This is a genomic window from Mycolicibacterium septicum DSM 44393, from assembly GCF_000455325.1.
Classification (GTDB): Bacteria; Actinomycetota; Actinomycetes; order Mycobacteriales; family Mycobacteriaceae; genus Mycobacterium; species Mycobacterium septicum.
The window spans coordinates 1,205,403-1,228,184 of sequence record NZ_HG322951.1 but is presented as its reverse complement, the minus strand read 5'-3'; the positions used below and the strand labels follow the sequence as shown (position 1 = coordinate 1,228,184).

Sequence of the window (22,782 nt, the reverse complement as noted above, 5' to 3'; positions counted from 1 at the left end):
CAATGGCGCGCCGCGGTGCCCTCCGCGGTCCAATCGGCAGCAGGCACCCGGCTGAACAAGCGCGGCCTCGAGACCCGGGCGCGCCTGCTCGATGTCGCCATCCGCTGTCTGGCCGACAGCGGTGGCGAACCGGTGTCCGCAAACCGTGTCGCCAAAGATGCGGGCGTCACCTGGGGCACCGTGCAGCACCAGTTCGGCGACCTGGACGGCCTGTGGGTCGCGGTGATCACCGAGATCCATTCCCGCAGTTGGGTATCCAATGCCGATGCACTGCCGGCCCGCAGCGGAACATTGCGGGAGCGGGTGGCCGCAGCCATCGGCTCGGTCTGGACCTACCTGGACACCACCGAGGGGCGGGCGCTCACCGCACTGCGCACCTCGCTGCCGCCGCGCCGTTCCGATGTCAGCTCCGAATACCCGCAGACGGCAGCGGCTTTCGCGGCGCGCGAACTCGATTGGATTCAGGGCTTCGACTATCTGATGGACGGGCTCGACCTCGACCCGGACCAGCTGTACCGGGTGCGGTGCCTGCTTCCCGCCGCGATCCGAGGCCTGAGCAACGAGCGCGAAGTGGGCTTCACCTCAGATCTCGAGATCGCCCGCGCAGCGTTGACCGACGCGGTGGTGGCGTTGCTGTCCCAGCCGGGGTCCTGAGCCGGCCGGCGTTATGCGTCGCGAACCCGTGGGCGGCAGATATACGGCCCCCAAACGTGGTACCGCATGTAGTACCAGGTTTGCAGACGCAGTATCTGTCACCCACCGCCGCGACGATCAGCCCGACGATCGGGCAGTCGCCTCGACCCGCTCCGCCCGCCTCCGCGTGAGCGGATAGCAGCACAGCCCGATCAGCAGCGCCGACATATGGCCGATCGCGGTGAAGTTGATATTGCTGACCAGAGCGGCCCCGAAGTAGACGAACGCCGCGCCGAGGTACGCCCACCGCCACGGCCGCACGATGCGATACGCCAGCACACCGCCCACCCCGACGAGGAAGTAGCTCACCCCGACATCGCGGACGTGGACGAGCCGTTCGGGTGCGAGGTGATCGTGGATCGCCAGATACAGCAGGCCTTCACTGATGTAGGTGGCCAGCACATGGGCGATCAAACCCACTGTCATCCAACGTATTTGACCCAGCCACCGTTCGGCCGGCGCCAGAATGAGACTGAACAGGACGAGATACGGCGTCCAGTACCGGCCGTCGATCCAGAACAGGCTCGTGACCAGCACATAGAGCGGATCACTCCCCAGGTGGTGGATGTTCGTCGAGCTCTCGATCAACAGGTCGTGCAGCTGCCGCCCATGCGTCTGACGCTGGATGATCGTGGTGACCAGCAGGACGGCCAGCCACGCATAAGTCAACGGGGCGCTGCGAACGTATCGCCACACCGCCGCTGGCCATGACTTCAGGCGCACAGTACTCAGTATGGGCGCGACGGCTGGACGGTGGCCGAGATTGCGCCGGGCCGAAATCCGCGCGCGTCGGCACGGTAGCGAATCACCTTGAGATACCGGCTTTTTGCTCACAGATGTATCCAAAATTGACGGGCACCGGCACGCGGCACGGATATTCGATGCCCAGGAAAGGACTCCCAACCACCAAGGCGCTCCACGTGGAATACTCGCTGGATGGGCAGCGCGGCGCAGCACGAGGTGACCCGAACTCCTGTCGACGAACTGTCGGCGTTCGAAGTGGCAACCCGAGATCTGGTGGGCGTGGCGCTGCGCAGTGTGGACCAATTGGAGATCTCACTCCCGCAGTTCCGGCTGCTGCTGGTTCTGCAGGAGCGCGGGAAGTCGACCTCCACCGAGTGCGCCCAGGCGCTCGGTGTGGTCGGGTCAACGGTGACCCGGTTGGCCGATCGACTGGATGCCTCCGGTCACCTGGTTCGCGGTGACGACCCGTCGAACCGCAGCGTCGTCACGCTGGCGCTGACCGACCGTGGCCGCAAACTGGTCCGCCAGGTCACCACCCGACGCAGGCGCGAGCTGAGCCGAGTGCTCGACCGCCTCGACCCGGCCGAGCGCGCGGCATGCGCGTCGGCGTTGCGGAGTTTTCACGAGCTCCTGATCGACGACGACGGCGACGACCTGAACCGTCCGATCCCGCTGTAAACATCTCCCCAACACGGGCGATTGACAAAACAGCGTCCGCATGGCCTCGACGCAGGGTTCGCCATTGAGAGATGTCTTGGGACACAACAGTTGTCGACTGTTACCGACTCGTGCGTTGATTTTGCGGGACACTGCACCGAAACCGGCATAGTGTCAGCCAACATGGAATCGAACAACGATGACATGACCGAGACCGATCGCGATCAGCGCGGCAAACTGTCGAGACGTTCGATGCTGGGGGGCATCGCGGCCGCCGGAGTGGGAGCGGCCACTGTCGGCGCGCTCGTCTCCGGCTGTGACGACTCAGGGAAGACCGGGGCCAGCGGAGGCGCCGGCGGAACCGCCGGCCCACCGGACTTTGGGACAGGAATCAACGAAGGCTTCAACGGGAAGATCGAACTGGACGTTCGGGATTCGAAGCCGGACTGGAAGCCCTTCGAACTCAAGCACGCCCCCGAAGGCGCACCCAACGTCCTGGTGGTGCTCTTCGATGACACAGGCATGGCCTCGTGGTCGCCCTACGGCGGCCGCATCAACATGCCGACGCTGCAACGGCTGGCCGACAACGGACTCACCTATTCGCAGTGGCACACCACGGCGCTGTGCTCGCCCACCCGGTCCTGCCTCCTGACCGGCCGCAATCACCACGTGAACCGGTTCGCGAGCATCACCGAGGGGTCCGACGGCTTCCCGGGTGCGGCGGCCCGCCTGCCCGCGCAGTGCGCGACGGTAGGTCAGGTGCTGCAGGACAATGGCTACAGCACCTTCTGGGTCGGCAAGGACCACAACGTGCCGGAGGAGGATGTCTCCAGCGGTGGCAGCAAATCGGAGTGGCCGCTGCAGAAGGGCTTCGACCGGTTCTACGGCTTCCTCGGCGGCGAAACCAACCAGTGGTATCCCGACCTGTCCGAGGACAACCGGTTCATCGAGCAGCCGTACCCTCCCGAACAGGGGTATCACCTGTCGAAAGACCTTGCCGACCAAGCGATCCGGATGCTGCGCGACCAGCGGTCCAGCAACCCCTCCAAGCCCTGGTACATGTGGTTCTGCCCGGGAGCGAACCACGCGCCGCACCACAGCCCGGAGGAGTACTCCGCAAAGTACAAGGGCAAGTTCGACGACGGCTACGAGGCCTACCGCGAGTGGGTGCTCAACCGGATGATCGACAAGGGCATCATGCCCAAGGGCACCCAGCTGACCCCGATCAACCCGCTACCCGAGGACGTGGCCTCGGAGGCCGACGCGGTGCGGCCGTGGGATTCGCTGAACCCGGACGAGAAGAAGTTGTTCTCCCGGATGGCCGAGGTGTTCGCCGGTTTGTCCGAGTACACCGACGCCCAGGTCGGGCGGGTCGTCGATTACCTGGAACAGACCGGGCAGCTGGACAACACCGTCATCTTCTACTGCGCCGACAACGGCGCATCGGGCGAGGGGTCCCCCAACGGTTCGGTCAACGAGAACAAGTTCTTCAACGGCTACCCGGACGATCTCGCCGAGAACATGAAGATGCTCGACAAGCTGGGCACACCCGACACCTACAACCACTATCCGACGGGCTGGGCCGTCGCGTTCTCGACGCCGTTCCAGATGTTCAAGCGCTACTCGCAGTTCTCCGGTGGAACCTGCGATCCGATGGTGATCCACTGGCCCAAGGGCATCAAGGCCAGGGGTGAGGTGCGCCATCAGTACCATCACGCGACGGACGTCGTCCCGACCATTCTGGATGTGGCGGGCATCAAGATGCCCGACGAGTATCGCGGCATCAAGCAGTACCCGGTCAATGGTGTGTCGATGCGGTACAGCTTCGACGGTGCCGATGCCGCCACCACGAAGAAGCGTCAGTACTACGCGATGCTGGGCACCCGCGGTATCTGGGCCGACGGCTGGAAGGCGTCGGCGCTGCATGCGCCCATCAGCGGAAAAGGCCATTTCGATCAGGACAAGTGGGAGCTCTTCCACGTCGACGAGGATCGTTCCGAGTCCAAGAACGTCGCCGATCAGAATCCGGACAAGCTCAAGGAGTTGATCGACGCCTGGAACCAGGAGGCGAAAGACAACTACGTCCTGCCCCTCGACGACCGCACCGCGGTCGAGATGATCACCATCGAGCGGCCACAGTTCGAACCGCCCCGCACCCGCTATCTCTACTATCCGGACACCGCGCCGGTGCCCGAGGGCGTGGCGGTCAACATCCGCGGCCGGTCCTACAAGATCATCGCCGACGTCGACATGACCAAGGATGCGCAGGGCGTGCTGTTCGCGCACGGTTCGCGCTTCGGCGGGCACGCCCTGTTCATCAAGGACAACAAGCTGCACTACGTCTACAACTTCCTCGGTATCAAACCCGAGCAGGTGTTCGTGTCCGGCCCGCTGCCCGAGGGCAAGCATGCGCTGGGCATGGAGTTCATCTGGGAGAAGAAGGGCGAACACGGCGAATCCCTGGGAACCACAATCCTTTATGTGGACGGCAAGGAGGCGAACAAGGGACCGATGCGGGCGCAGGTCGGCAAGTTCACCCTCGCTGGCGACGGCCTGTGCGTCGGATTCGACAGCGGTGACAACGTGTCGGACCTCTACCAGAATCCGGGACGGTTCACCGGCGGCACCATCAAGGGTGTCGCGGTCGATGTGAGCGAGGAGAAGTACGTCGACCTCAACCGGGAGGCCCAGGCGGCGTTCGCGACGGACTGAGCCACGGACAGACTCTCTGGCCCGGCACCCGGTGCCGGGCCAGAGTGCTGTCTGGACGGCGCACGACAGGGCACGACTATCTTGATCAGGGAACCCTGACGACAGGAGCGGGCCGTGGACTCCGACACGATCTGGCGCAACATCGACGAGCAGCGTGGACGGCTCGCCGATCTGCTCGACACTCTCGAACCGCAGCAGTGGGCGACGCCGTCGCTGTGCGCCGGCTGGACGGTGCGTGAAGTCGCGATCCACATCACGCAGGGCCACGCCGGCATCGGCGAGATGCTGCCGGCGGCGATCAAGTCGGGCTTCCGGTTCGACGCCATGGTGCGCCGGGCAGCGCAGGACGATCCCGCCGAGCCGGCCGCCATCACGGCACGGATTCGAGCTATGGCGGGTTCACGCAAGCGGCCGCCCCTGACCAAAGAAGTCGACCCGCTGCTGGACATCCTGATCCACACCCAGGACATCTGTATCCCGCTCGGGATCGACCTGCCGATGCCCACCGACGCAGCCGTCGCGGTGGCAGACCGCCTGTGGCACATGAAGTTTCCGTTCGCTCCGCAGCGCGATCTGCCGGGCTATCGCTTCGTGGCGACGGATGCCGATTTCGCCGTCGGCCCCGAGTGGGGTGGCCGCCGGGAGGCGCCGATTCACGACCTCGTGCTGATGTTCTCGCGACGACGCGACGTGCCAGATGCCGAACCTGAGGTCGACGAACCCGAGGCCGACTAGCCCCCGTCCTGCACCTCGTGCAGCCGTTTGTACAGGCCATCGTGGCCCATCAAGGTCTGATGATCGCCGCTCTGTGAAATGCGCCCGTCTTCGAGCACCAGGATCCGGTCGGCCACCGCGGCGATGAAATCCAGATCATGGCTGACCACCACGCAGGTGCGGTCCTTGGCGTAGCCGCGAATCACCCCGATCATCCGGGCCCGCTCGTCGGCGTCGAGGTTCTCGGTCGGCTCGTCGAGCAGCAGCACCTCGGGCCGGCGCAACAGGCAACGCGCGAGCGCGATCAGGCGTTTCTGCCCGCCGGAGGGGATCTGGACGTCCACCACCGTGTCGTAGCCGTCGTGCATCTTGGTGGTGATGACCGAGTGGATGTGAGCTTCGGTGCAGGCTTCTTCGATGTCCGCGTCGGTGGCCTCCGGGCGAGCCAACCGGATGTTCTCCCGGATGGTGTCCTTGGTGAAGAACGGGAACTGAGCGAGTTTGGACACCTGTTCGCGTAGCGACTCGATGGTGACGGTCGAAATATCATTGCCGTCCAACAGGATCCGGCCACGTTGAGGATCCCGGAACCGCAGCATCAGGTTGAACACCGTCGACTTACCCGATCCGATACCGCCGACCAGTCCTACTGTCTCCCCCTCGGCGATCGAGAACGACAGCCCTTCGACGATGTTCCGACCGGGCGTGTAGCCGAACGTCACGTCCTCGAAAATCAGGTTGCCGTGCACCTCGCCCAGCGCTACAGCGTCCTCGGCTTCGCGTACCGAAGGCTCCGTGTCCAGGAGTTCGTAGGTGGACGTCACATTCGGCGCCAGGGACTGGTACGTGGTGTACGCCCCCAGAACCCGTTGCGCGGCACTGAACATCACGGGAACCACACCCGCGAAGACCAAGAGGCCCGCGAACGTGAGTCCGAAGTGCGTACTGAGCCCCACCCCGACCAACAACACGATGACCGTGCTGAGGGCCACGAAGATCTGCGAGCCGTTGACGGTGGCCTGCATCCAGACCACCGAGGCCGCCGACCCCTTCGCAGCCTCCTCGGACACCGCATGAAATCGCTTGCTGCGGACCGGTTGTGCGTTGAACATCTGGATCTCGGCAATCCCGCTGATCGTCTGCTCAACCTCGGCGGCCATCGCCCGCTCGGCATTCATCACGCGCCGCATCACCGCCTGTACGTGGCGGCCGACGAATCTGAGGGTGATCAGAGCCAGCGGTGTGAGCACCAGTGCGGCCACCGTCATCTGCCACGAGATGGCCAGCAGATAACTGATCACCACCACCAACACCACCACATCGATCAGCGGCGGCAGCAGACAGTCGGTGAGAAGTCGTTGCACTCCAGCGGATTCCGTCATCACCCGGTGCATCAACTCGCCGCTGCGGGAGGTGAGGAAGAAGTCCAGGGACAGCGACTGCAGGTGGTCGTGGACGCGCTGCCGGATGTCGACCAACAGGATCCGCTCGACCCGCGCGCCGATCCCGGCGTTGATGAAGTACATGAGCTGGGTCAGGATCAGCGAGCCCGCCCAGACTACGAGCAGCACCACGAACGGCACCGGACCGGCGAGCGATTTCAGCAGCCCATCCTCGCGGGCCACCAGTGGGCCACTCAGATCCCATACGCCGCTGAGGTTTCCACTGTTCCCCGCATCGGCGATGACCTGCACCATCGGCCCGAAGGCGGCCACCGTGACGTAGGGCAGCGCGGAGGCGATCACCCCGATCACCACCAGCAGGGCCAGCACGCCCCGGACCGCGCGCAACATGCGCAGACTGCGCCACACCACATGCAGCGACGACGCCACGTCGGCCACGCGCACCCCCTTTTCCGCGAAGGCTAACCCTCGGACGAGTCGCTGTCTCGCGGAACGTCCGGCAGCTCGGGTGGCGCATCGTCGTCGAAGAAATGCCGGATCGCGGTGAACCCGCCGTGCCGGTACGCCTCGTAGGCCCAGATCGCGGCAATGATCGGTACCGGGCCGAATGCCACCCACCATCGCGCCGAGGGCGGGACCAGTTCGGCGATCACCCGAGAGCTGGGTTGATCGTCGACGATGGCGGGCAACCATTCGTGCAAGAGGATGGTCAGCATGCGGGTCGCCTCGAACGGGCCTGCGACGGTGGCCAGCACCCAGCTCAGGGACGCGATGATCAGCGCCCACGGCCAGGCCAGCAGCAGCGACTGGTCGTCGACGATGTCGGCGGCCGACCGGATCGATTCGGCGACGAACGCGAAACCCAGCGCCACCAGCAGCACACCGATCTGGGCGGCCAGCAGATCATCGAGCACCGAGTTCGCCAGCTCATCGCCGCTGCGCGTCGGCAGGCCGAACGCCAGCGACAGCAGGCCGGCCAGCAGGGCGAGCAACATCAGCGCCGAGGTGGAGTCGTCGATGCGCATGAAGGAGTCGGTCAGGATGCGCATCACCAGGCGCGACGAGGACGACGGCCTGGTGCGATACAGGATCATCACCACCAGGCCGGAGATGACGATCGAGATCAGCCAGGCCACCACGGCCGCGCAGATGATCACGAGCGCGAGGGAGCCGATGACGGGGACGAGTTGTTCGTTCGCGGTCTCCCCGTTGCGGACCACCAGCAGGGGCACCACGCCGATGGCCACCACTCCCAGGGCGCGTACCAGGATCGGCAGGGTGAATCCGGCGATGTCACCGGCATCGAGGTCAGGATCAGTGCGGCGGATCGCGGCGATCTCGGCGCTCATCACAGATCGCGCCCGGCGGAACGACATTCTGCGCGCCACGACGCGAATCTAAACGGCGCAGGCAGCCCCGGTCAGACGACACGCTCAGCGCAGGTAGAGCTCGCCGCCGGTCGGGTAGCCGCCGCCCTTGGTGGTGAGGTGGACGTGGTCGTAGTGGCCGTAGCCGCCGGCCTTCGCCCCACCGTCGGGTGTGTAGTACGTACCCCGCCAGATGGCGTCCTGCAGGGAGAACCGGTCGGCGTTCTTCAGTGCGTAGGCGACGATCCGGTTGCCGAGCTCGATCCCGTGGGCGCTGCTCGGGTTGGGGATCATCACGTCGAGGGCCAGGCCGTTGGGGTGCCAGCGCAGTGCGTCCGGACGGACGCCGCCGATGTTGCGGATCTCGGGGAAGTCGGCACTCACGGCGCGCGACGCGAGGATGGTCTTGACCTGCAGGCCGCGCTCCGGGGCGTCGCCGATGGGCAGCAGCTGCGGGATGTTGATGACGCGCCAGCGAGAGGCCGTTGCAGGCGGCGCCTGCCCTGCGCTGAGGCTCACGGTCTGCGCGACAGCCGTCGACGTCGCCGCGGCCGGCGCGGCCACGATCTCCATGCAGCATGTCGATTCGGGGGCCGGCGCAGGAGCCACGACAGGTTTGGCGGCTTCGGAAAACGGGGATGAAGGAGCAGCACTGCCACCGGCGAAGAACGCAGCGACCGGCGCGATGATCGCAGCCGCTACAGCCGGCAGTTTGCGCTGACTGGGGCTAGCTAATGCGTGTCGGCCCACACGGGCACCATACGGGTACCAATGCGGCGTTGCAGCAACCGCTCCCCTGTTCTGAGAGTTTCCTTAAATGACTGTCAAGCACATTTGCGGCGTGTTTACGCAGGTCAAAGGTCACGAATTGGTCACGGGTGCCGCACCTTCTTAAGGACGTCAATCACCGTGGTTACGGGTAGTTAAATTCAAAAACACCTCCCGGGTCCGCCTCCCGTCGATACGCTGCTGTCCTGATTTACGCAGCCGCAAAATGCCCAGGAGGTTGTCTCGTGTGGCGATGAAGCTGTGGAACGACGACCGACCCCTTACCCGACGCGTCGTGCTGGGCGAGAGGGCCGTGTCCACCCGTGGCCTGTCCCTACGGTTCGCCACCGAGCAGATCGACACCACGACCGACTGGTGCTGTTTCGACGACACCCGCCACCTGGTGTTCGTGCACCGCGCCGGACGACTGCGGTCGATGGAGACCGACCTGGACTGGGGCCCGTCGGGCCGGGCACTGCCGAGCGTGGGTGACATGTGGGTGGTGCCGGCTGGCGACAAGTGCGCCTCGTTGGTCGAAGGGGATACAGCCGAGTATTGCGAGATCGCCATCCCGGATCACCTGCTCGGCGAGACGACGCTGATTCCGCGCATCAAACACCACGACCCACTGATCCATCAGATGGTCGAGCGCATCTACGACGTCGCCGACCGTGACGACGCGCTTGCGCGCCTCCTCACGGAGTCGATCGGGGAAACGTTGCGACTTCTGATCACCGACAATTACGCGGAGGCCGCCCCACGCCGCACGGAATACCGGGCCAACATCCTGGATTCGGCCGCCCGCTCGAGGCTCATCCAGTTCCTCGAGGACAGCATCGACTCGGAGATCACGCTCGAAGCGCTTGCGCAGCAGGCGAAGATGCCCGTGGGCAGCTTCATCAAGGCGTTCCGGGATGCGTTTCACACCACTCCATATCAGTTCCTGCTGGACCGGCGGATCGACCGCGCCAAGACGCTGCTGCTGACGACACCGCGCACGGTCACCGAAATCAGTGCGATGGTGGGGTTCTCGACGCCGAATCACTTCGCTACCGCATTCCGGCACCGGGTCGGGGTCTCACCGAGCACCTACCGAAGCCCCCGCTGAGGGCACGGTAGTCGGGCGTCTACGCCAATAATTCGAACGTGCAAAAGAATGCGAATGTCGTTCGGCGACTTTCCAGATACCTTCGCGCCGTCAGCAACAGCTGACATCCCCGTTGTCCGCGAAGGAGACCGAGTTGACGCTCGCTCTACGCCCCTATGTGACCGCCGGAGTCGCCCTTGTCGGCGCCGGCATCATCGCAGTCACACCGGTTGCTGCACCCCCACCAACGATCCAAGCCCACACAGTCCAGCTCACCGCGGCAATCGACAATCCAGTCGAGGTATTCGCCCCGGTGTTCGCCGCGGCGACGACTGTGGTCCAGAACGCCATTCAAGCCGAAATCGATGATCCGTTCCCCATCATCGTCGGGCTGGCCGGCAAGCTCGCCGCGGACGGCAAGACTCTCGGCGACATCGCCAATGCACTCGGCCAGTCGTACTCAGGGCTGCTGGCCGGCCTTCCCGGAGCACTCACGACCTACGTCCAGAAGATCGCGGCCGGCGATTTCACCGGAGCGGTCGGCGCGTTCATGCCGATTGCCATCGGACCGTTCTTCACCACATTCACCCAGCTTCTGAAGTTCCAAGGCTTCGTGCAGACGCAGTTCGAGGTCGCGGGGAAGCTGACCAACGCCGCCATCATGAGCGCCTGGTCGCTCGGCCCCGGCCAGCTGCTGTCGGTGTACGGAGTCATCGGCGCGGTGACAGGCACCCTCGACAAACTCGTAAAGGCAGTTCCGACAGGCGATCCTGGCGAGATCGTCAACGTCATCCAGCACGGTGCAGCGAATATCGCAACGGCGGCCCTCGGCGTGGCCGACCTGTGGAGGTTCTCCTTCGACGGCGCGCGTCAGAATTTCCGCGACATCCTGAACCCGCCGCCGCCTGACCCCGAGGAAGAGTTCCGGACCGCGACGCCATTGAAAGTGACAGCATTGCCACTGCCCGCCGCCGAAGCTCCCGCAATCGAGGTGCCTATCGCTGAACAGGTGAGCGATACTGCAAGCGGCGCAACTGAAGCAGATCCCACCGCAGCCGCCCCGGCCAGTCCAGCGGAAACAGTGAAACCCGCCGTGCGCGAGAGCCTGGCCGCCGCTCCCGGAAAGATCGGAGCTCTCGGCAAGACCAACAGGCCTGCGGTGAAGGTGGCCTCAAACGTTCGCGACGGAATTTCGGCCACTGCCAAAAAGATTGGCGAAAACGTCAAGAAGGCGTTCGCCGAGCCCGAGAAGAAGTCAACGAGCGCGTCGACCGGCGCCGACAAGGGCGCTGGCCCCAGCGGCTCGGGAGACGCCAAGTAGCACACAAGCCATCGGCCCCTCTCAGTCGAGAGGGGCCGATGCATCCCAAGGCGATCACGACTGCCGGCGATACTCGCTGGGCGAAATTCCCACGCGACGCCGGAACGCCGTCGCGAAATGACTCGGCGTCGAAAACCCCGCTGAAGAACCAATTTCTGCGATGCTCTGCGAGGTAGTAAGCAACAGTGTCTTCGCACGCTCGATCCGCAGGTCCAACAGGAACTGGTATGGCGTGGTGTGAAAAGCGCGGCGGAAAGCACCAATGAAGCCTTGGACAGGCATCCCGGTCAGCTGCGCCAGTGCGTCCAGATGGATCTCCGAATCCAGGCTGTCGTTGAGGTACTCGACCAGCATCGTGCGCGTAGCGGTGTCGAAAGCCCGATGTTCGCGCGCCTTCGGCGGCGCCTCGGCGTACTTGTCGCTGATCAGCAGGCGCATGGTCTCGGCGACGGAATCGGTGAGCAACCGGGCGATCGCATCATCACGGTCGGCGACGCTGTAGATCTCCTCGACCAGGTGGTGCATCAACAGGTCGCGGTACTTGATGCGGGGTAGCAACGCGGTGTCGCCGATCACCCGACGCGGGATGGCGATCTCGCAGTATCCCGCAACATCGCCCTGAACCAACGCCGAGCATGGAAGACCCGCAGGTTTCCACCAGACGTCCCCTGCTGTCGGCGGTACTCGGCCGGACGGCCCCCAATCGAGTGCTGTCTGCATCGAATGCATTGCCCCGCCGCGGTATACGTACACCAGGTGATGGGTGTCGCTGAAGCTGCACCAATCCGTGGGCTCCGTTATCCGCTCAGTCCCGAAAGTAAACGAGAGGCCCCGAGCCGCGACATCCTTCTGCTCCAGCACGACGCGCGGAGTCAGTGGCCGGCCACCATCCCACGGCTTCAATCCCATCCGAACAACCCCCAGGCACAACGATCTCGATCGGCGCCAGGCTACGCCCCCGGCCGCCCCCAACCGACCGTTTCCCCCGACCCACTACCTCCCGATGGCTCCTGACCGGAATATCTGGCAAGGCAAACAGAATGTGAATGCGCACGTGCGGTTCAGTCCGTACTTTTCGGCCCGTCAGTGACAACTGACACCCTCATCTGAACCGAAGGAGATCGAGTTGAACCTCGCTCTACGGCCCTATGCGACTGCGGGGATCGCCCTCGTCGGCGCCAGCGTCATCGCAGCCACACCCCTCGCCCCACCCGCACCCGACGTCCACCTACCCACACTGCCGACACAGGCCGCAGTTGAACTGTCCGCGTTCACCAACCCGCTCGATACCTGGGCCTCAGTTCTGACCGCGACCCTTACCGACGTCGGAGCACTCGGCCAGGCCATCGCCGACAACCCGGCGCCGATCCTGCGCCAGGTCATCGCCAATCAGATGGCGAACGCCACCAAGCTGGCTGGTATAGGACAGGCGGTGGCCACTGGCATCGGAGGCCTGCTGAACCCCAGTAATCCGTATAGTTCGGTCAGCTTGCTGCAGCAGGCAGTCAGCCAAGCCGCGGCAGGTGACGTCGCGGACGCCATCGACAGCGTGTACAGCGCACTCATCATTTATCCTGCCTTCAGCGTCGGATTCCCTCTCCTCGGCACGTTTGACGTGATCAACGGAGTGACGACGAACGTCCAAAAATTTGTCGCAATGGTGCCCAACCTTGTCATCGCCGCCGGCATGACCTCCCTCGGCACGCTGGGCAGCATAGAGTTCGCTTTCAAGGAAAGCGCTCAAGGATTTGTCGATGCGATCAAGACGGGTGATGTCGAGACCGCAGCGGGCATAGCGCTCAATGCACCTGCCGTTCTGGCCGGTGCTGCGCTGAACGGATACGCTCCGTTTGGAGGGAGCGGGCTGCTGGGCGCGTACGGGCCCATCAGGGCCTTTGTGGACTGGCAAGAGCGTGCCGCCGAAGCAATCGGGAAGCCGACCCCGCCACCTACCTTCCCCGAGGCGTCGGCGCGCATTTCGTCGGCTCCAGATGCTGCCGCTGCGCCAACGGTGGCATTGGCAGTAGATCCGGCACCAGCCGCGCCTGAGACCGATACTGCTTCTTTGGACTCACCTGCGACAGAGGGTGTTACGCCCAAACCTGCCAAGCAGGCGACAGTACGACTCGTCCGCCAGAGCCTCGCGGCAACCCCCGGCAAGACCGGGTCTCTCGGCGCCACCAGCAAGCCGGCCGCGAAGGTGGCCTCTGACGTCCGCGGCGGAATCTCGTCCACTGTCAACAAGATCAGCGAGGGCGTCAAGAAGGCATTCGCCAAGCCCGAGAAGAAGCCGGCCTCCGCTTCCACCAGTTCCGACAAGGGATCCGGTTCCGGCAGTTCCAGCGATTCCAAGTAACACAAACCCAATCGGCCCTCGCCCGGCGGCGGGCGGGGGTCGATGGCCGTGTGAAGCCGACTCTATGACGCGGTCATCACCGCGGTGAAGGTCATCCGGTCACCCCGATACAGGGAGCGCCGCTGCTCGATCGGAATCCCGTCCTGGTCGTACGACACACGATTGAGCAGAAACATCGGCGTGCGACTGTCCACGGTGAGCAGCGCCGACTCCCGCGAGTCCGGCAGTGCCGTCTCGATGGTGTCGACAGTCCGCTCGAAATGAATGCCCCGGCTGCGGATCTCAGCGTAGAGAGACTCGCGGTAGTCGAAAGCCTCCCGCAAACCCGGGTATCGTGCGGCCGGCAGCTTGGTGGTCTCCAGGCCCACCCGGATGCCGTCGGTGGTGAGGACGCGTTCGAGCTGCAGGATGGGTGCGCCCACCTCGATGGCGAGCTGCCCGGCCAGGATGTCGTCGGCGATGAGATCGCTCCAGCCGACCAGGATGCGGCCGCCGCTGCGGCCCTGCTCCTTGGCGGCTTCGGTATAGGAACCCATGGACAGGGGCTGCAGGATCTTGGGCCGGGCGACGATGGTGGTACGGCCCCGGCGTTCAATGCGACCGGCCAACAACAACTCTCGCAACGCCTGCCGGACCGTCTCACGGGCGACGTCGAATCGCTCGGCAATCTCCCGCTCCGCGGGGAAGGGGTCTCCGACCTCCAGGTCGTCGAGCAGTCGCTCCAGTTGCGCGCGGACAACCTGGTGCTTGAGAACCCTCGGTTCTGCACTCGCGGACACCCGCTCACAGTACCAAGCCTTGGTATAGACCAAGACTTGCCGCGTTGTTAACCTCCTCGCCAACTTCGATGCACCCGTTGGTATAGACCAACACCCAGGGTGTGGGGCAGGGCAGTTGCGCACCCCCGCTCGCGCACTGCCCGTCCAACGTCCTCCGCCCGAAAGGTCCCGCGCGCCATGAAGTTCCGCACTCCGCGTTCCTCTGCTCGCATCGCTGCCGTGGCAGCCGCCTGTACCGCGCTCGCGCTGTCCGGCTGTTCCGGCTCCGATTCCAACTCCGACGCCAAGACCGCCCAGGGCTTCCCGCAGACCCTCACCCTGGCCGCGATTCCGGCCGAGAACTCCACCGACCTCAAGGCCAGCTACCAGCCGCTGATCAAGCTGTTGGAGAAGGAGACCGGCGCCAAGGTCGAGTTCGTGCAGGCCTCCGATTACGCGGGGGTGGTAGAGGGCATCATCGCCAACAACGTCGACCTGGCCTTCTTCGGGCCGTTCGCCTACGTGGTCGCCGGGGTCAACGGAGCCAAGATCACCCCGGTCGGCGCGGTGATCCAGGAGCAGGGCGCCAAGCCCGGCTACCAGTCCTATGGCCTGACCCGCAGCGATGAGGCGAACGTCAATGGCCTCAAGGACTTTGCCGGCAAGAAGGTCTGCTTCGTGGACCCGAGCTCGACGTCGGGATTCCTCTATCCGACGGCCGGGCTGATCGAAGCCGGCGTGATCAAGTCGGGCTCCGAAGGCGACCTCTCCGCGGCGATGTCCCCGATCTTCGCCGGTGGTCACGACTCCTCGGCGCTGGCGATCGCCAACGGTGACTGCGATGCCGGCTTCGCGTTCGACACCATGGTGGACAAGACCATGATCGCCAAGGGCGACCTCAAACCCGGTCAGCTCAAGACGGTGTGGAAGTCGGAGACGATCGCCGGGTCGGTGTTCGCGGCCAACGACTCGCTGGGCAGTGAGGCCATCGGCAAGCTCAAGACCCTCTTCGCCGACAAGGTCAACGTGCCCAACCTTGAGGCAGAGGGTTTCTGCGAGGGCGACGCCTGCCGGATCACCGACGAGCGCGCCTGGGGCTTCGTGCCGGTCCAGGATTCGGACTACAGCGGCGTGCGCCATGTCTGCGACGTCACCGGCTCCGAGAAGTGCAAGGGCTGAAACCCGATGAGCACCAGCGGACCCCTCCACCCCGTCGCGGGTGACGATCTCGTCGTCATCGCCCGCGACGTCACCAAACGCTTCGGTGACACCCTGGCGCTGGACCACGTCAGTCTCGAGGTGCGGCGCAGCGAGATGCTGGTGCTGCTCGGCCTGTCCGGGTCGGGCAAGTCAACCCTGCTGCGCTGCCTCAACGGGCTGCACCCGGTGACGTCGGGCAGCGTCGAGGTCGGCGGCACCCATGTCGATGCCGCATCGGCCAAACAGCTACGCGCACTACGCCGCAACGTGGGGTTCGTGTTCCAGCACTTCAATCTCGTCGGCCGGTTGAGCTGCCTGGAGAACGTCCTGATCGGCGGCCTCGGCCAGCTGCGGCTCCCCCGCTACGGCGCACTGACCTACCCCAGGGCGATGCGCGCCGAAGCCCTGACCTATCTGGACCGGGTCGGCCTGGCCGACTACGCCGAGCGACGCGCCGACACCCTCTCCGGCGGCCAACAACAGCGCGTCGCGATCGCCCGCACGCTGATGCAGAAGCCCGGCCTGCTGCTGGCCGACGAGCCCGTCGCCTCGCTCGATCCCGAAAACGCCGGTGTCGTCATGGATCTGCTGTTCCGGGTGTGCATCGAGGAGAAGCTGACCGTGGTGTGCACGCTGCACCAGGTGGACCTGGCGTTGGGTTGGGCGCACCGCCTGGTCGGTCTGCGCAACGGCCAGAAGATCCTGGACCGGCCCGCGGTCGGGATGTCCCGCGACGACGTCATGGAAATCTACCAACGCGTCGACCCCGCAGCTCAATCGGCGGCCCGGCCGTCGTGAGCACCGACCTCACCGAGCGCCCGGCCCCGGCTGCCCCGCCGGTCCCCGAGCGCAGGCCGCTGCCCGGCCTGCTGCACGTGGTCGCGGTCGCCGCTCTGCTGGCGACGATCGTCGCCGCCTGGTCGATCGACTTCGCCCCCGCCACACTTCTGGACGGGGTCGACGAAGTCGTCGCACTGCTGGAGCGGATGATCCCGCCGCGACTGGACGATCCGGGACGGATCGGCGGGCTGGCGGTCGAGACCCTGCTGATGGCCGTGCTGGGGACGGTGCTCGCGGCGATAGCCTCCGTGCCGCTGGCCTTCCTGGCGGCTCGCAACACCACACCGCACCCGGCCGTACAGACCGTGGCGCGGGCGATCATCACGTTCTGCCGGGCCATGCCGGACCTGCTGTTCGCTGTTCTGTTCGTCCGGGCCCTCGGAATCGGGGTACTCCCGGGCATTCTCGCGCTGGCCATCCATTCCATCGGCATGCTCGGCAAGGTGTTCGCCGATGCCATCGAGCAGACCGACCCGGGACCGCGGGAAGCGGTGCGCAGCACCGGCGTCGGCTATTTCCGCGAGATGCTCAACGCCGTCGTCCCTCAGGTCGTGCCGTCCTGGATCGCCACCTTCATCTACCGCATCGACATCAACCTGCGGATGTCGGTGGTGCTCGGCTTCGTCGGCGCCGGCGGCATCGGCTTCGCACTGCAGGATGCCTTGCGGGGCCTGATCTATCCGCGGGCACTCGGCATCGCCTGCGTCATCCTGGCGATCATCGCCGCGATGGAATTGCTGTCCATCGTCATCCGCCGGGTGCTGCTCGATTCCGCCCGATCGAACCCGGCCCGGGAGCGCACTGCGCGGTTCGTGTTCGGCGGGGGCCTGATCGGGGTCTGCGTGGCGGCGCTGGTGGTACTCAAGATCAATCCGGTGTCACTGATCACCTGGGTGGGGCCGGCCGTCGAGGTGTTCGCGCGGATGATCCCGCCCAACTTCTCGGCCCTCGGCAGCGAATTGTTCGCCGCCGCAGGTCAAACCGTCGCGATCGGTGTGGTGTCGACGGCCATCGGTGTCGTGTTGTCGATCCCGGTCGGCATCCTGGCCGCCCGCAACGTCACTCCTCATCCGGCGGTTTACTGGGCGGCCCGTGGCTGGATCCTGTTGGTGCGGGCCGTACCCGAACTGATCCTGGCCGTGGTGTTCGTCGCGGCGTTGGGGCTCGGGCCGGTCGCCGGCACCTGTGCGCTGGCCATCGGATCGATCGGCTTCCTGGCCAAACTGGTCGCCGACGCGGTCGAGGAGATCGATCCCGGACCATTGGAGGCCGTCCGATCAGTCGGGGGCGGCTGGTGGAAGACGTTGTTCGCCGCGGTAATTCCGCAAGCCATGCCTGCGATGGTCGGATCCAGCCTGTACCTGTTCGACGTGAACGTGCGAACCTCGACCATCCTGGGCATCGTCGGAGCGGGCGGTGTCGGCTACCTGCTGTTCGAATCGATCCGCACGCTGAACTTCGATGTTGCCGGCGCCATCGTCATCGTCATCTTCGTCATCGTCTACGCCATCGAAAGGTTGTCCGGATGGATCCGATCCCAGCTCGTGTGACGGCCGCCGCGGTCTGGACGGGCTCCGGCGTCGACGTGCGCACGGTGCCGATTCCGGAACTCGGTCCCGGGGAGGTGCTGGTTCGGGTGCGGTTGGCCACGGTCTGCGGCAGCGACCTGCACACCGTCACCGGCCGGCGCAGCGCGGCCTGCCCGTCGGTGCTCGGCCACGAGGCGGTCGGCGATGTCGTCGCCGTCGGCGCGGGAGCGGACATCGAAGTCGGCCAACGCATTATCTGGTCGGTGACAGTGGTCTGCGGCGTGTGCAGCCGCTGCCGGTCCGGCCTGAGTGCCAAATGCCTCTCGGTACGCAAGGTGGGCCACGAGGCGTTCGACGGGGACTGGCCGTTGTCCGGTTCCTATGCCACCCACCTGGTTCTGCCTCGCGGCACCACGATCGCCGTTGTCCCGGAAACACTTTCCGATGCCGTTGCCGCACCGGCCGCCTGCGCGACGGCGACGGTGATGGCCACCCTGGAGGCAGCGGGCGAGTTGAGCGGACGACGAGTGCTCATCGGCGGGGCGGGAATGCTCGGCCTCACCGCGGTCGCGGCGTGCGCAGCGGCTGGAGCCGACGTCCAGGTCGTCGACCGCAATGCGGACCGTCTGGCGTTGGTGCCGGACTTCGGCGGCCGCGAGTCCGATGGCGGTCCCGTCGATGTCGCCATCGACTACACCGGGTCGTGCGCCGCGGTCGCAGACGCCCTGGGGCGTCTCGACATCGGCGGCACCCTGGTGCTGGCCGGCTCGGTCACTCCGGGGCCACCATTGGCGGTGGATCCGGAAACCGTTGTGCGGCACTGGCTGACCATCACCGGCGTCCACAACTATGAGCCCCGGCACCTGCACCGGGCTGTCACATTCCTTGACGGCACCCGCGAGCGCTACCCATGGGAAACGCTTGTCGTCACGCCGGTGCCGCTCGGAGACATCGCGTCGGCGCTACGCACTCCGCCATCGGGCAAGCTCCGGACAGCAATCTGTCCCTAAACGTCGAAACTACGGGTTCTGACGTGAAATCACTGAAAACACGTCATAACCCGTAGTCTCGGCGCGAAAGAAAATCAGCCCTGGAAGACGCGGATCCAGTCGACCAGCATCTCGGCCGGATAGTTGCCGCCACTCGGATCACGGCCGCCCGAGCCACCGATGGCGATGTTGAACACCGGCACCAGGGTGTAGCCCGGATCGTTGAACGGCCAGTCATCCAACGAGTTCGCCGGAACCGTGAAGAAGGGTTCCATGCCGGGGGCATAGTCCTTCCAGAAGTACATGCCGGTCGGCGTCCACGACATCCGCCAGGTGTGCCACCCGCTGTCGATGGGGTGCGGGTCGGTGGCGAATGATTCACCGTCCAGGCGGGCGTGCACGGTGCTGCCCGAGGGCCAGTCACGGTTGCCGTACCACTCCACCAGGTCGACCTCGCCGCCGCGGACGGGATCGTCGTTGAGGAGCCAGAACGCGGGCCAGGCGCCGTCGGTCAGGCAGTTGAGCTTGACCCGGGCCTCCCAGGTCGTGCCGATGCCGCCGCGCCAGTTTCCGACGACCTTGGCGCTGGCGTACTTCTCCTGGATGGTGGTGCCCGGGCCGCGCGTCGCGCGGATCACCAGGTTGCCCTTGCCGTCCTGGAATGCGTGCTCGGTGTCGGTGACGTAGCGGCCCATGTTGAACGGCTTGTCCCACTCGACCGGGTTCTTGATCATCTCGCGTTCGGGCACCAGGTGCCACCACGCCGGGTCCGGCGGAGAGCCGGCCGGGCCGTTGAACTCATCCTGGAACAGGAAGGTCGGCTGCGCTGCGGCAGCAGGCGGGGTGGGGGCTCCAGGGGCAGGCGCAGGCGGGTTATCACCAACGACCGGGTCGGCGTGGGCCGTCCCGGCGGGCAATGCAGCCGCTGCCACCCCCAGGCCCATCATGAACATCACACTGCGACGATCCATCTCAGGCACAGCAGAACCTTAACCGAACTCTTACCCACATATCGGACCCCTGCCCAAAGTGTCGTGGCACCAGACGTGTTTTCGCAGCTAGGGACACAGGGCTGGTGCGTCGTCACGCACCGGGGCACCGGCGGGCAGGGTGTAGGTCACCACGACATCGGCGTCGGTGGCGCCCTCATTGGTCACCCGGTGCGGCACCCCGGCCGGAACGACCACCGCCTGGCCCGCGGTGTACTCCACGGGTGCACAGTCGGCCGCGGTTTGCACCACCACCGCACCCTCGTTGATCACCGACTGTTCGGGCCCGGAATGGGCATGCCAACCGCTGCCGGCTCCGGGTTTGAGTAACAGGCTCTGCACGTACAACGTGGTGGGCTGTCCTGCGGTGACCACCCAGATCGGCGCGGTGGTGGTGCCTTTACCGAGATCGGTGCGCACCACGTCGCCTTCGGCGGGGGTTGCCGCAGCCGGAGCGGCCGACACACAGGCGGTGATGACGCCGACAACGACGGCATGGATGCGGTTCATGGTGCCTCCCGATTGTTGATCGAAAGGTAGCCCGCTCAAGCGGATTTCGTCACGGGTAAGGCTGGAACGGATTCTGCGGCTGCTGCTGGTACGGGTACTGCGGCTGCTGCTGATAGGGGTTTTGTGTCTCTCCCCGGTTCGGCACCTGGATCGGAATCGGCACCGGGACGAACGGCACCGTGACGTACGTCGTCGTCATCGGGTTCGTCGTCGTGGTGGTTGTGGTCGGCGTCGTCGTGGTGGTCGTCGGCGGCGTCGTTGTGGTCGTGGTCGTTGTCGTCGTGGTGGTGGTCGTGACGGGAGGCGGCGTGGTCGTCTGCGTGACGACGCGCGTCTCCGTCACCGGGGGTGGCGGCGCCTGGGTCACCGTGACCGGCGGCGGCGCCTGGGTGACGGGCTCGGGCGCCGGCGGCGGCTCGACAGGGGCAGGCGGTGGGGCTTCGACCGGGCTGGGTGCCAGCTCCTGCGGAGGCAGCGGCTTGGGCTCGGGCGGCTTGACCTCCGAACTCGGCGCGGTGCCCGTCGCACTGGTCAGTGCGTACGTGACCCCACCGATGGCGACGACGACCAGCGCCGCGGCCACCGCGAAAACGGTCAGCGGCAACCGCTGCCAGCCCCCTCGGGGCTGTTCGATCGGACCGGTCGGGGGCACGTACTGCACGGCCGGACGCGCCGCGGTCTCGCTGCCGTAGGAGTCCACCAGGTCGGGCCCGGTGTAGGGCACCACGTCGTCGCCCGCGTCATCTTCAGACCAGGCCAACGCGCGGAACGTGGAAGAGCCCTCGGACCCCTCGGGGCCGGAAGGGATTCCGGCCGTCGGCGCCACGGCCGCCACACCCAGGGTGGGCGCCATACCGGTCTGCGCATCGGCATCGGCCAGGTAGGCAGCAGACAAGGCCGCACCGATCGCGGCGTCCAGCGCGGGCTGCGGAGTGGTCACCACCACTGCCTGCGAATGCTCCGAAAGCTGTTGGGTGACAAGAGGAATGCTGGCGCCACCGCCGATGGTCACCACGGCCGAGACCGCTGGCCAGCCGATCCCGTTGCGCTCCAACGCTTTTTCCAGCTCGCCCAGCGCACCGGCGAGCGGAGCCTGCATCAGCGACTCGAGTTCTGTGCGGGTCACCCGCACGGTGGCCGAGTAACCCGGCAGTTCGACCCCGAGATCTGTCGCGGTTTCCGCCGACAACCGTTCCTTGGCCTGACGGCATTCCTCACGCAGCCGGGCCAGCGATCCGACCGCCGCGGTGCCTGCCGGATCGATGCCCCCGGCCTGCGCGACGCCCTCGAGCACATGTGTCAGCAGCGCCTGGTCGATCTGGTCACCGGAGAAATCGGGATAGCGGGTGGTCTCGTCGATCGGCTCGAACGCCGATGCGGCGTCGGCCAGCGTGACGCTGGTACCGCCGCCACCGAAGTCCAGTAACGCCACCACGCCGTTGGTCGGCAGGCCAGGGTTGGCGCGCAGAGCGGCCAGTGAGGCGACGGCGTCGGGGACGAGTCGCGGTGGCCTCCCGTCGCGGGAGAAGCTGGGATTCGTACGCAGCGCATTACGCAGGGCACGCAGCGTGGGCGCTCCCCAGTGCGCGGGCACGGCGATGGCCAGTTGATCCGAGGGTCCGCCGGCGAGTTCCACCATCGCGTCGAGAGCCTCGACCAGCAGGGTGTCAGCGGGATAGGACGCGCCGTCAGGCGCCACGAGGGGCACAGGGTCGCCGACCCGCTCGACAAATCCGCTCAAGGTGACACCGGAACCGGATTCGGGCATGCCGACTTGCGGCGTCCGGTCTGTCGACAAGGTCAACACCGAACGCCGGCTGACAGGTTGATTGCCGACACGCGCCGCAACCAAGTTGGTGGTCCCGATCGACAACCCCAACGGGCCGCTCATAACGCACGCCACGATAGCCGCAGACGAGCTCCTGGGGTGTCCGACACTCCGCAATGGCCAGGCCAAGCACGTTCCGCCGGAGCACTTTTGATCGTATGAGCAACGCTAATGCGCCACACAGGAACGATCATGGTCTCCTTGGATGCAGGCTGGACAGGCAGCCTGGCAACCATTTGGCGGCGAGTGCGCGGAGGCGGGCAGATGTACGCCAGCCCCTGCGACGAATGTGTAGCTTCTCGCGCCGAAACCGCAGG

Annotated in this window: 20 protein-coding genes; 11 read left to right on the top strand and 9 right to left on the bottom strand. The window is 65.8% G+C overall.

The annotated features are described in order from the left end of the window. Positions 1-15 precede the first annotated feature (15 nt). Positions 16-654, top strand: a complete 639-nt coding sequence (locus TX88_RS05610) for a TetR/AcrR family transcriptional regulator (protein WP_044515273.1) — start codon at positions 16-18, stop codon at positions 652-654. A 117-nt stretch (positions 655-771) separates the two neighbouring features. Here the strand turns inward: TX88_RS05610 and TX88_RS05605 are convergent, their stop codons facing one another. Further along, the gene (locus TX88_RS05605) at positions 772-1,410 is read right to left on the bottom strand and encodes a rhomboid-like protein (protein WP_044519131.1); all 639 of its coding nucleotides are present in this window, start codon (positions 1,408-1,410) and stop codon (positions 772-774) included. Positions 1,411-1,629: 219 nt separating this feature from the next. Between TX88_RS05605 and TX88_RS05600 the strand changes: the two genes are divergently transcribed. The 3 genes from TX88_RS05600 (at position 1,630) to TX88_RS05590 (ending at position 5,541) form a co-directional block, all read left to right on the top strand. Beyond that, the gene (locus tag TX88_RS05600) at positions 1,630-2,115 is read left to right on the top strand and encodes a MarR family winged helix-turn-helix transcriptional regulator (protein WP_044515272.1); all 486 of its coding nucleotides are present in this window, start codon (positions 1,630-1,632) and stop codon (positions 2,113-2,115) included. A gap of 162 nt (positions 2,116-2,277) precedes the next feature. Further along, positions 2,278-4,806: an arylsulfatase gene (locus TX88_RS05595; protein WP_044515270.1), complete on the top strand. Its 2,529-nt coding sequence runs from the start codon at positions 2,278-2,280 to the stop codon at positions 4,804-4,806. 114 nt (positions 4,807-4,920) lie between these two features. Continuing rightward, positions 4,921-5,541, top strand: a complete 621-nt coding sequence (locus TX88_RS05590; protein ID WP_044515268.1) for a maleylpyruvate isomerase family mycothiol-dependent enzyme — start codon at positions 4,921-4,923, stop codon at positions 5,539-5,541. Here TX88_RS05590 and TX88_RS05585 read toward each other — a convergent pair. Genes TX88_RS05585 through TX88_RS05575 form a run of 3 tightly spaced genes read right to left on the bottom strand, consistent with a single transcriptional unit; the run spans position 5,538 to position 9,040 of the window. Further along, the gene (locus TX88_RS05585; RefSeq protein ID WP_049925135.1) at positions 5,538-7,361 is read right to left on the bottom strand and encodes an ABC transporter ATP-binding protein; all 1,824 of its coding nucleotides are present in this window, start codon (positions 7,359-7,361) and stop codon (positions 5,538-5,540) included. The genes TX88_RS05590 and TX88_RS05585 overlap by 4 nt on opposite strands. 23 nt (positions 7,362-7,384) lie before the next feature. Further along, entirely contained in the window at positions 7,385-8,299 is a 915-nt protein-coding gene (locus TX88_RS05580; RefSeq protein ID WP_044515267.1) for a hypothetical protein, read from the bottom strand. 57 nt (positions 8,300-8,356) lie between these two features. After that, positions 8,357-9,040, bottom strand: a complete 684-nt coding sequence (locus tag TX88_RS05575; protein ID WP_044515261.1) for a VldE C-terminal domain-containing protein — start codon at positions 9,038-9,040, stop codon at positions 8,357-8,359. A 271-nt stretch (positions 9,041-9,311) separates the two neighbouring features. Here TX88_RS05575 and TX88_RS05570 point away from each other — a divergent pair, with 271 nt between their 5' ends. Next, the gene (locus tag TX88_RS05570) at positions 9,312-10,166 is read left to right on the top strand and encodes a helix-turn-helix transcriptional regulator (protein WP_044515259.1); all 855 of its coding nucleotides are present in this window, start codon (positions 9,312-9,314) and stop codon (positions 10,164-10,166) included. 133 nt (positions 10,167-10,299) lie between these two features. Continuing rightward, a complete protein-coding gene (locus TX88_RS05565; RefSeq protein ID WP_162563090.1) occupies positions 10,300-11,466 on the top strand; it encodes a hypothetical protein in 1,167 nt (388 codons plus the stop codon). Between the two features lie 54 nt (positions 11,467-11,520). On the opposite strand, the gene TX88_RS05560 is transcribed toward TX88_RS05565, so the two are convergent. After that, on the bottom strand, positions 11,521-12,375 hold the full coding sequence (locus TX88_RS05560; RefSeq protein WP_044515252.1) for a helix-turn-helix domain-containing protein: 855 nt from the start codon (positions 12,373-12,375) through the stop codon (positions 11,521-11,523). Positions 12,376-12,592: 217 nt separating this feature from the next. Between TX88_RS05560 and TX88_RS05555 the strand changes: the two genes are divergently transcribed. Next, on the top strand, positions 12,593-13,822 hold the full coding sequence (locus TX88_RS05555) for a hypothetical protein (RefSeq protein WP_044515251.1): 1,230 nt from the start codon (positions 12,593-12,595) through the stop codon (positions 13,820-13,822). 62 nt (positions 13,823-13,884) lie between these two features. On the opposite strand, the gene TX88_RS05550 is transcribed toward TX88_RS05555, so the two are convergent. Next, the gene (locus tag TX88_RS05550) at positions 13,885-14,601 is read right to left on the bottom strand and encodes a GntR family transcriptional regulator (RefSeq protein WP_044519129.1); all 717 of its coding nucleotides are present in this window, start codon (positions 14,599-14,601) and stop codon (positions 13,885-13,887) included. Positions 14,602-14,778: 177 nt separating this feature from the next. Between TX88_RS05550 and TX88_RS05545 the strand changes: the two genes are divergently transcribed. From TX88_RS05545 to TX88_RS05530, 4 genes are read left to right on the top strand one after another with little or no spacing between them, the layout of a single operon-like run. Next, on the top strand, positions 14,779-15,759 hold the full coding sequence (locus tag TX88_RS05545; RefSeq protein WP_044515249.1) for a phosphate/phosphite/phosphonate ABC transporter substrate-binding protein: 981 nt from the start codon (positions 14,779-14,781) through the stop codon (positions 15,757-15,759). 6 nt (positions 15,760-15,765) lie between these two features. Next, complete coding sequence (gene phnC / locus TX88_RS05540; protein ID WP_044515247.1) at positions 15,766-16,578, top strand: phosphonate ABC transporter ATP-binding protein; 813 nt, start codon at positions 15,766-15,768, stop codon at positions 16,576-16,578. Beyond that, on the top strand, positions 16,575-18,170 hold the full coding sequence (gene phnE / locus TX88_RS05535) for a phosphonate ABC transporter, permease protein PhnE (RefSeq protein WP_044515246.1): 1,596 nt from the start codon (positions 16,575-16,577) through the stop codon (positions 18,168-18,170). The genes phnC and phnE overlap by 4 nt, the downstream gene beginning before the upstream one ends. Then, entirely contained in the window at positions 18,146-19,159 is a 1,014-nt protein-coding gene (locus tag TX88_RS05530; protein ID WP_044515244.1) for a zinc-binding dehydrogenase, read from the top strand. The genes phnE and TX88_RS05530 overlap by 25 nt, the downstream gene beginning before the upstream one ends. A gap of 74 nt (positions 19,160-19,233) precedes the next feature. Here TX88_RS05530 and TX88_RS05525 read toward each other — a convergent pair whose 3' ends face one another. From TX88_RS05525 to TX88_RS05515, 3 genes are all read right to left on the bottom strand, one after another. After that, positions 19,234-20,109 carry a glycoside hydrolase family 16 protein gene (locus TX88_RS05525; RefSeq protein ID WP_044515242.1) on the bottom strand — a complete coding sequence of 292 codons (876 nt, stop codon included), beginning with the start codon at positions 20,107-20,109 and terminating at the stop codon, positions 19,234-19,236. 87 nt (positions 20,110-20,196) lie between these two features. Continuing rightward, entirely contained in the window at positions 20,197-20,637 is a 441-nt protein-coding gene (locus tag TX88_RS05520) for a cupin domain-containing protein (RefSeq protein ID WP_044515241.1), read from the bottom strand. Positions 20,638-20,686: 49 nt separating this feature from the next. Further along, positions 20,687-22,528, bottom strand: a complete 1,842-nt coding sequence (locus tag TX88_RS05515) for an Hsp70 family protein (protein WP_044515239.1) — start codon at positions 22,526-22,528, stop codon at positions 20,687-20,689. Between the last annotated feature and the right edge of the window lie 254 nt (positions 22,529-22,782).